Origin of the sequence: Roseburia zhanii (assembly GCF_014287635.1) — a bacterium.
Classification (GTDB): Bacteria; Bacillota; Clostridia; order Lachnospirales; family Lachnospiraceae; genus Roseburia_B; species Roseburia_B zhanii.
Genome location: NZ_JACOPH010000020.1, coordinates 25,226 through 35,042, shown reverse-complemented (window position 1 = coordinate 35,042; position 9,817 = coordinate 25,226). Strand labels below are relative to the sequence as shown.

Here is a 9,817-nt window from a genome sequence, read left to right as displayed (position 1 = left end):
CTTGTCAGTTGCTGTTACCAACAACATCCCAAGACTCGCTATTATCTGGCTGGCTAGACCTTGGATAAATCGGATTCCCACCGACTTGGTTACACACCCTTAGCTGGGCGCACAACTGGAATTTATTTTAAGCTATCACGTTTTACCTTTTTAAGCCTTACTATCATTACCATAGGAATTTCTTTATTGTTTTTGAAACATTCTTCATAAAATCCATCAATGACAAATCCAGCTCTGAAACAAAGGTTAAAAATATCTTGTATGGAACGATGATAATAAATCTGCTCCTCCGGCTGCCCTTCGATCGCTATATCATAGTAACTGTGCGGTGTCATATATTTTTCAGTCAATGTGATAAAACAAGGGTGCTGCGTTGCAAAGACAAAAATCCCGTTTTCCTCCAATAGTTCATAAACAGCCATAAAAAGCGGTTCAATATCCGTAATATCCATAATTGCCATATTAGAAACTGCTTTCGTAAAGGCTCGATTTCTTTTTAATCCTAATAAGCTTTCTCTATTGGTCGCATCCGCTACGCAAAACTCAATTTGTTTTGCATATTGTGATCGCCGTCTTTTAGCCAATTCTATCATTTTTTTGCTGTAATCAAAAGCGACGACCGAAGCGCCTCTCTGTGCAAGATACGAAGAATAATTTCCATTGCCGCACGCAATATCCAAAATGTAATCCGAAGGATCAGGAGAGAGAAGTTCCGTTACTTTGGGACGTACTACCTCTCTGTGAAATTCATTGGATTCGTCACCCATTGCATCATCCCAAAATTGTGCGTTTTTCTCCCAGATCTTTTTGCTTTCCTCTGTTCCCATGTTCTCTCCCACTCCCAAAATTTGCCTTTTTGCTTCCATTAAATCTTCCTTACTATATTCCATTGTTACCCTCCATAACTTCTGATTGTTGCCGTCTTGACTATTATGTATCTTTTCTTTCCAAAATGGTATAGGCTTTTATTTTTATAATGCTGCAAAACTTTTCTTCTGTAAGGTATTCAAAGGATATTTCCCTTTGCCGCCGCTATTGGAAAGCCAAAAGCAGCGGCTTTTTTACGCGATATGACCGAAAAGACTAGAAAGCAGGATATGTCATCATTTGTCATTTCTTCTCAATGTAATAACTGCATGGCATATCAAGCCAAATACAAGAGAAAAACAGCCACCGCCAAATAGTGATGCTCCCCACCCTGCACCCGACATTGTCATAAAACCGCCAACAAAGAAAATACCAATGCCAAGAAATATCCCGACACCATAAAAAAGTCCAATTGCCATATCATACTTATTAAATTGTCGTTTCTCTTTTTTTCACATGTTTCCATTTTTGTTATTACCTCCTTCGCAAAATCGTCCATGTGGACTCCAAAAAGAAAACAAATTTTTTTCAACGTATTTAAATCGGGTTCATTAACATCTCTCTCCCAATTCGATAGCGCCTGCCGGGTAACATTCAATTTCCCAGCCAGTTCTTCCTGTGTCATTCCCGATTGTGTTCGCAGATGACGTATTTGCTTTCCTGTTGTAATATCCGTCTGTTTCTGGTTCAAAATGGTTCCTCCTCTCTGATGCTGATTTTATCAATGATATTTCGCAATAGCCAGCAATGAACGTTTGCATTGCGCAAGATGTTACATTATCTTCTGAAACATATGCCGGATCTTGTCTAAACGGCTGTTCGGGCGGCGTGGCTGAAACACAGGCTCGCCGGAAGTTTCCTGATACCCTTTTAATTCTGTAATGCAGACACTTCTTCCATTTGTATAAAAATTCAAATCATTTCTATATTCACCAATACAACGGGCAGGGATTTCCCCCTTAAAAATAACTTCATCTTTTTCAAGTCTGGTTGATTCAATGATTGCGCAATACTTTGGTGCGTCATTATAAGCCCGTGAAAGATATTCCTGCGGTGCAAAAAGGGTAAAGGAAAGGTATGGTTCCAACAGTTGTGTTCCTGCTTTTTTCAATGCCTGCTCCAACACGACAGGCGCAAGAAAACGAAAATCAGCGGGGGTGCTGACCGGGCTGTAATAAACTCCATAATCAAAACAAATTTGGCAGTCTGTCACTCCCCAGCCATATAAGCCCTGCTCCATTCCATAACGCACACCCTCCATGACGGCATTTTGAAAACTTTGGTTTAAATAGCCGAGAGATACCTCGCTTTTATATTGTGTTCCGCTTCCAACAGGAAGCGGTGTTACAGTCAAACCAATAGATGCCCAAAACGGATTCGGCGGCACTTCAATATGAATCGTGTAGCTCGCTTTTTTTTGCGGTCTTTCCAGATAAATAACCGAAGGCTCTTTCATAGCCACGCCCACATGATATTTTTCTTCTAATAGCGAACAAATAACTTCTAACTGTACTTTTCCCAAAAAAGATAATATAATCTCATGTGTAACAGTATCAATGTCAAAATGCAAAAGAGGGTCTGTATCAGCAATCTCTGTGAGGGCATTTAACAGGGCTTCCCTTTGCTCCGGCTTTTGCGGCTCTACCGTTGTCCGAAGTAATGGCATGGGATTATCAATCCGTGTTTTGTGAGGCAGGAGTTTTTCATTTCCCAGAATGTCGTTCAGTTTCAAAGTATCATCAGCTAAAATAACAATTTCTCCCGGACAGGCATGGTCAACCGGGACGATTTCACCATTTGACGGAATACACATTTCTGTAATCTTTATTTTTTCCTTTTTTGACAGCAGCAGGGTATCCCGTAAATGGAGCGTCCCATGATACAGGCGTAAATAAGAAAGCCGTTTTTTCCGCTCTGTATACTCAACCTTAAAAACATATCCACATAATTCAGACTGAATATCGTCTGTTTCTGTAATGAAAGTTTCTGTAATCGCTTCAATCAGTTTTTCTGTTCCTAAATTGTCTTTTGCACTCCCATGATAAACAGGAAACAAAGAGCAGCATCTGGTTCTTTTGCACTTTTCATATTGTAATTCCTGTATATCCAAAGAATCCTCTGCAACATATCGTTCTAATAGTTCATCGCTTCCGGAAATAATCATATCCCATTTGTCCAAATCAGAAATATCGGTCATGGTTATCTTTGGCGACAGGGAAACCTCCTGCATGACAATCATATCACTGGTAAGTTTATCTTTAATGCTTTGGTAAACACGCCGCAGGTCGATCCCATTTTGGTCTATCTTATTTATAAAGATAATTGTCGGAATGTCCATTTTCTGAAGCGCATGGAATAATATACGGGTTTGTGCCTGTACGCCGTCTTTTGCCGAAATGACTAAAACAGCTCCGTCAAGGACAGATAAAGAGCGGTATGCTTCGGTTAAAAAATCCATATGACCGGGAGTGTCCACGATATTGATTTTATAATCATTCCAGCAAAAAGAAGTAACCGCTGTCTGAATGGTAATTCCGCGCTGCCGTTCCAAAATCATAGTGTCTGTTCTTGTAGTTCCTTTATCCACGTTTCCTTGTTCCGCAATCGCTCCACTGGTGTACAGCAGGCTTTCCGTCAATGTTGTTTTTCCTGCGTCTACATGGGCGAGAATTCCAATATTGATTATTTTCATGTGATTGTCCTCCTTTTACAGCCCCAAAAGGGCATAAAAATCCCCAGCAGTAAAATACTTTTACCACTGGGGATTATAATTTGCGGACATACACATATACAGCATACACCTGTTTGTGATTGCTGTTTTTCGGATATGTCAAAATTGATAAGGCAAAAGTATTCTTAAATTGGGTACAAAAAACCAAGCCCCCACAAAAGGGACTATCATAATCCTTTGTTCCCACTATTTGATTATAGTTTTATTTAAGAATACCTTGCCGCATATTTTTTACTCCTTTTTTGGAATGATGCTATTATATCACATTAGTTTTAGGAAAGAAAGTACCTAAAAGAAATTTTTCTTCCCCTTATATGTAACAATCATACCGACTTTCTGGCGTTCAGAATGGTTTCTGCTGTCTGCTGTGGTGTTTGGTTGGAATTGTCCAGCCAAAAGCCGATCCGTGGTGTTGTCTGCATAAATGTATCGTATAAGGTTTCAACCGTAAAGCCGGAATAGCCTGTTTTCTCCCTGTATCGTTCCCTTCCTTTTATTGTTTCCACATCTGGACAAAGAACGACAACCTCAACAGGGTATTTATGCGGCACAAAAAATATGTACATGTAACTAATTCAACACATTTATAATTTGAATAGGGACATTATAGCATTTACTAAATACAAATTCAATGTATACGGAAATAAAGATATAAGGAGTGGGAAGGATTCCGCCGTAGTCGGCATTGTAGGAAAATCCAAAAGTTTAGATTTTCCCACAATGCTTATCTTTTGGTCTTTGGTTCGGAATAGTGTAGTGCTGGCGGTCTATCTCTTGTTTTCGGTTGCTTGCTTCCTTACCGTACATGAGCATTGGAGCCCGGGTTATCCGAGCCGTAGCCCTCCAGCAGATTGACCACACCCCATACGCCAAGGCCAGCGCCGAGCGCGATAACGAGGGTCTGTAAAGTGTCGATTGCAGATGAGAAAAATGCCATATAAGCCTCCATTTCTCCGGGATTTTCCCGGTAACAAAAAAGCCGCCCATGCAGGCGGCAGGTTACAAACTTCGGGACACTTTGTCTCGAAGCGTTTATGCAAAGGCGTCTGGATCGTCGATGTCATCATAGTTGAGGATGTCCTCGTCCTCTTCCGTGAGTGCATCGTCCGGCACAGCCACCTCATACATCGTACACGCCTCGTTCAGCCCGGGCCGCCTGCGGCGGTTAATGAGCCTGTCGAGGTCAAAAGCGTTTTTCTGTTTATCGGCCTCCGCCGTATAACGGTAGTTCGGATGCCGTTTCAGATCATACTTGGGAGAGAAGAACGGGGGCAGGCCCCGAAGCTGCAAAATACATTTGTCTCCCGGCATGGTTGCAAGCTCGGCTGGGGTCATCAGTTCCCGGCCCAGCCGCTGGGTGTTTTGGCTGTAGCTTTCCGACTGGCCACGGGAGCGGCTGTCGGTCTGCATACTGATTGTGGCTTTTCCCAGCCAGTTCTCGGAGATTTCCTTGATAGTGCTGGCTTCGCGGCCACCGAGGAACACCACGCTGTCCATGTTGCCGAGGATTGTCTCGGCGTGCTTATCGTAAATGGCCTTGCACTGTGCCAACTGTTGATACAGCAGGCACAAACTCACCTCACGGGAGCGGATGACCGCGACCAGCTTTTCGAGCTGGGGCACCTGTCCCGTGTTGGCTGCCTCGTCCCACAGCACCCGTACATGGTGCGGCAGGCGGCCACCGTGAACATTGTCCGCCCGTTCACACAGGAGGTTGAACATCTGCGAAAATGCAAGTGCCACTAAAAAGTTGTAGGTCTGCGTGGTATCGGAAATGATGAAGAATACCGCCGTTTTCCGATCTCCGATGCGGTCAAGCTCCAATTCGTCATAGGCCATGACTTCACGAAGCTGCGGGATGTCAAAGGGAGCCAGTCGCGCACCGCAGGAAATCAAAATGCTTTTTGCCGTCTTGCCGCTGGCCAATTTGTACTTTTTATACTGTTTGACCGCGAAGCAATCCGGCTTGCGCTTTTCAAGCCCGGCAAACATATAGTCCACCGCGTTCATAAAGTCCTCGTCATCCTCCTTGACCTCCATGCCGGAAATCATATCCACAAGGGTATTCATGTTCCGATCCTCGGCAGGCCCCTCGAAAATGATGTAGGCAATCAGGGCGCAGTACAAAAGCGTTTCCGATTTTGTCCAGAATGGATCGCCTTCCTTGCCTTCGCCCTTGGTGTTGGAAATCAGGGCATCCACGAATTTCAGAATATCGGCCTCGTTGCGGATATACGCCAGCGGGTTATAGTGCATGGATTTTGAAAAATCTATGCTGTTGAATACCTTGATTTTGTACCCGCGTTTTTGCAGGAAAGCTCCGACCTGTCCCAGCACACCGCCTTTGGGATCGACCACCACATAAGAGGAATGAGCCTGTAAAAGCTGGGGCGTAAGCCAGAAGCGGGTTTTGCCGGAGCCGGACGAGCCGATAATACAGCAATTCAGGTTTCGGGCATTTGCGGGGATTTTCGGGCGGGTGTTCATCGTAAGAAACTCCGTCCCGGTCAAAATCACGTTGTTTTCAAACCTTGGATCAACAAACGGTTTGATGTCTTTTTCCGTTCCCCACCGGGCGCTGCCGTATTCTGCATCCCGCCGGAACTTCTTAGCGTTCTTGCTTTTGAAATAGATCAGCAGCCGGAAACCAACGGCTCCTACAATACCGATAAGCCAATCCAGCGGGGCAAGACCGGGTGCAAAGTCAGCAAAGGCCGGGCCAATCATCTGGCCCAGTCCGATGAGCTTATGTGCAAAATCGTTACCCGCTGCCAGCCGGTAGGCCGTTCCCAGCTTGAGGAACGCCCACAGGATGAACAGATAGGGAATGTTCGGAATGAGATATTTTCTAATCTTATCTGTCCTCATGGGCCACCTCCTTTGCACGTTCTTTCTGCTTCGGCTTTTCTTTGGAAAGCTGATCTGCCGCCTGTTGCAGTTGTTCCCGGATGGGAACACGGTTCGATTTTGCTTTGCTTAACACCTTCCGGGAATACTCAGAAAAGCAGGCGGTCATTGCGTCTGCCTGTCCAGCCTTGAAAAACAGCAGGTATTTGTCCGGCCCGGTTTTATAGAACGCATAGTCTACATTCCATTTCCGGGCCACGCGGTCAAAGGACTTGGCATCCCCGGATAGCTCAATGCTGTTTGTGGCTGTGCCGTGGGCCATGAGCTTTCGCACACTTTGTTTGCCATGCGGTACTTGCCGCCCACGGTATGCCTTGCGGATCTTCCGGCCCACCATGCCCAGCACATACGCCAGTCCCCGCGCCGTCAGCTTGGTCGTTTTTACAGATATGGCTATCGTGCGCCGGGAAATATCTTCATCAATCAGTTACACCGCCTCCTTCCTTGGGACAATTTGTCTCGAAGTGCCATCACCGATCCCCACGGCCTTTTTTCTGCATTTGACGGTAGCCCTCCAGCGAAGAACCGTCTATGATTTCCTGATAGGCGGCCATTTGCTCCCGGATAGAGAGCTTCGGGAAAGAGAATACCTTATGTTCCTTGGGAATATCCTGCAAGCCGTGATACACTTCCACGAAATGATCGCTTTCTTTGACAACATAGCCGCCCGGGGCAAAATGGCCGTTTTCGTGGATGCAGGCATCCCGGCCATACGCCTCATAATCGAAATACGGTTTTACCTGATCCGGCACATCCAACATTTCCAGATCGTCCACATAAATGCGCCCCAGCGTTTCCTCATCGGATACGTCGGGGTAAAAGCCGTAACAGTCCAGATTTTGTGTCAGATTGATGATGTCCCGCACCGAAGAACAGTGATCGCCGCTGTCGAGGACGGCCTCCAGTGTTTCCAGCTCCGATGAGGTAAGCTCGGAAAGCAGGCAGGCCAGATGATTAAGCTCGTCCAGATTTTCATACTCGCTCAAATGGTCATAGAGCCCCAGCACATCCCCATCGAAAGAGGTAATAAAAATTTCCTGATAGCGGACGCCATCCACGCCGATCCGTTTCAAAAGAGCCTCCACCTCCTGGGCGGTTGTGGGAAATTTCAGTGTTTCACCCACAAGCTGGCCCTCGCTGTACTTTCCGGCGTTGGTAACGTAGGCTTCAAACAGGGTTGCCATTAGCGGCGGCCCTGTCCCTTGACGGTCAGGATGCCCTCAAGGGTTGTTGCCGTAATTCCCAGCCGCTGGGCCACGGCAATATCATTTTTCATGGCTTCGGTCATACTGTGCCCGCAAACAACCAGCACATGAGAACGGCGGAGCAGGTCACGGCTCATGTCGATGCCGCTTTTATGCTCCTCGGGAACAGCATCATTGAGAAACAGGGGCAAGTACAAAGGCGGACAAATAGGAGAAAAGCCTGCCTCATACACGGTGCGGCAATACTGCGCCGCCAGTTCTGCGTTTTCGCTATCGCCGCCGAGCCATGCAGCGGTGATATAAGCAAGGGGTCGTTTCATCGTTCATACCTCCGATATTTTAATAAGAAAGTTCAACCCAAACCCCACGCCCTTTCCCAGTCTTGGGAAAGGGGGCGGCTCTGGAGGATATACCCCCGCCGCTTGCCGGGGAAATAGCACAGCCGGGGCAGACCGTCAAGGGCGAGCCGCCGAAAACGGCGGTGCGCTGCACCCTTGACGGCCCACTCCCGGCTGTACTAAAAAACAGGCGGCGACGGGGGATATATACCACCAGAGCCTCTGCGCGAGGGCGGGGCCCTCGGGACAAAGTGTCTCGAAGTTGTTACTTGTCAAGTTCCTGCTTTTTCGGGGCTTTTGCCAGCTCCGGCGGCTGTTTTTCTTTCCAGTCATCCAGCAGGGACATAATCTGTTCTTTCATTTTGGCGGGAGTGACCTCCTTGCCAAAATACTTTTCCAGTTCCGCAGTAGAAATAATCACGCCTCGATCCTCCTTTTTCTGTTCTGATAAGATACCGTCAATGACATCGCCGTTGAGCTTGCCTTCCTTATCCAGCTCCCGGAGCCGTTTGGCCTGGGCCAGCGAGGGCGAAGCCTGCTCCCCGTCAATGGAAACAGCAATAAGCCTCTGATTTTTCGGTTTGATGTAGGAAAGCTCCACGGCAGGCATGAAGCCCATCTTTTTATCGTCTACCTTATCCAGAAGCTCCGGCACAAGGGAGTTGAGCCGCAAGTAGCGCATGACCTTTTTATAGTTCATTTCATGCGCCTCGCCTACAATCTCAACCGAGCGTTTCCCGACATCGCCTTCCGCAACACCTTTCAGCCGCCCGCCCTGATGCTTGATGTCCTCAACCTCGAGTTCCAGCAGCGCGGCCAATTCGCTGGGGAGCATCCCGTCACGCTGCTTGTTGCTGTCCTTCATGGCCTGTACCGCTTCGTGGTCGGTCATTTCACGGACGATAAAGGGCATTTCCTCCAGTCCAGCCAGCTCACTGCCGTGGGTACGGCGATGGCCCGCTACAATTTCATAGCCGTTTCCATCTTTCTCCGGGCGGGCAAGACCGGGAACCATTACACCGTTTACGCGGATAGAAGCAACGATTTCCTGCATCTTCGCATCGTCCCGTACCTTAAAGGGGTGCGGACGGAATGTGTGAAACGGATGAACCTCGGAAAGTTTCAGATAAACCAGCTTGCCTTCCTCAACCGGGCGGGGCGGTGTAGTCGGCTCGGGAGCCGTCTGTTCCACAGCAGCAGTTTCCTTCAGTGCCGTATCCTGTGCGGGCTTAATGGGCTCCTTGGCATCCGGGGCCTTTCCATCGCTTCGGGACACTTTGTCTCGTTTGGACGGCTTGGGCTTGTCAGGGGCCGCCTTATCCGCCTTGGGTGGGCGGCCCTTGCGAGCCCCAGCCGATTTCTCCGCTTTCTGATTTTCAGTCGCAGCCTTTTCCGCTTTCGGCGGACGGCCACGGCGCGGCTTTTTCGGTTCCTCCGTATTGGCGGGCTGCGGTGTTTCTCCGGGGGCTGCCGCCTCTGGCGTTTCGGGGGGTTCCGACTTTTCGACTTCGGCGCGGGCGTTCTGCCTCTTTTCCGCCATAAGTTCATTGATTTTGTCAAAGGACACAACCACATCGCCGGACTCAGGTATGGCAGGCCCGGTCTGTTCCTGCTGGGGCTCAGACGCTGCGGCCTGTTCGGGTGTGGTGATAGGCTCGGCAGCCTCCGGGGAAATATTCTCCGCAGGGCCAGTATTCAATTTTTCATCGGCCATTTACGATCCTCCTTTTCGTTAAAGTTGCACAAATTTGAACGCTAAAATTTTGTAG

9 protein-coding genes and 1 pseudogene are annotated in these 9,817 nt (G+C 47.8%); all 10 read right to left on the bottom strand.

Translation table 11 applies throughout. The features are described from left to right. Positions 1-122: 122 nt before the first annotated feature. On the bottom strand, positions 123-890 hold the full coding sequence (locus H8S17_RS14805) for a class I SAM-dependent methyltransferase (protein ID WP_002602097.1): 768 nt from the start codon (positions 888-890) through the stop codon (positions 123-125). 213 nt (positions 891-1,103) lie between these two features. Then, a pseudogene (locus tag H8S17_RS14800) lies at positions 1,104-1,558 on the bottom strand (helix-turn-helix domain-containing protein). Positions 1,559-1,639: 81 nt separating this feature from the next. Continuing rightward, entirely contained in the window at positions 1,640-3,559 is a 1,920-nt protein-coding gene (gene tet(32) / locus H8S17_RS14795) for a tetracycline resistance ribosomal protection protein Tet(32) (protein WP_002602099.1), read from the bottom strand. Positions 3,560-3,921: 362 nt separating this feature from the next. Beyond that, on the bottom strand, positions 3,922-4,164 hold the full coding sequence (locus H8S17_RS14790) for a hypothetical protein (protein WP_005946711.1): 243 nt from the start codon (positions 4,162-4,164) through the stop codon (positions 3,922-3,924). Positions 4,165-4,394: 230 nt separating this feature from the next. Continuing rightward, positions 4,395-4,535 (bottom strand): Maff2 family mobile element protein, encoded by a 141-nt coding sequence (locus H8S17_RS14785; protein WP_014080223.1) that lies wholly within the window; start codon positions 4,533-4,535, stop codon positions 4,395-4,397. A gap of 95 nt (positions 4,536-4,630) precedes the next feature. After that, the gene (locus H8S17_RS14780; protein WP_186867767.1) at positions 4,631-6,466 is read right to left on the bottom strand and encodes a VirD4-like conjugal transfer protein, CD1115 family; all 1,836 of its coding nucleotides are present in this window, start codon (positions 6,464-6,466) and stop codon (positions 4,631-4,633) included. After that, complete coding sequence (locus H8S17_RS14775; protein ID WP_003020228.1) at positions 6,453-6,842, bottom strand: PcfB family protein; 390 nt, start codon at positions 6,840-6,842, stop codon at positions 6,453-6,455. The genes H8S17_RS14780 and H8S17_RS14775 overlap by 14 nt, the downstream gene beginning before the upstream one ends. A 133-nt stretch (positions 6,843-6,975) precedes the next feature. Continuing rightward, positions 6,976-7,689, bottom strand: a complete 714-nt coding sequence (locus H8S17_RS14770) for an antirestriction protein ArdA (RefSeq protein ID WP_186867766.1) — start codon at positions 7,687-7,689, stop codon at positions 6,976-6,978. Continuing rightward, positions 7,689-8,030 (bottom strand): DUF7768 domain-containing protein, encoded by a 342-nt coding sequence (locus H8S17_RS14765; protein ID WP_003020223.1) that lies wholly within the window; start codon positions 8,028-8,030, stop codon positions 7,689-7,691. Before H8S17_RS14765 ends, H8S17_RS14770 begins: the two co-directional genes overlap by 1 nt. A 283-nt stretch (positions 8,031-8,313) precedes the next feature. Beyond that, positions 8,314-9,762 carry a ParB/RepB/Spo0J family partition protein gene (locus H8S17_RS14760; RefSeq protein ID WP_118596621.1) on the bottom strand — a complete coding sequence of 483 codons (1,449 nt, stop codon included), beginning with the start codon at positions 9,760-9,762 and terminating at the stop codon, positions 8,314-8,316. Positions 9,763-9,817 lie beyond the last annotated feature (55 nt).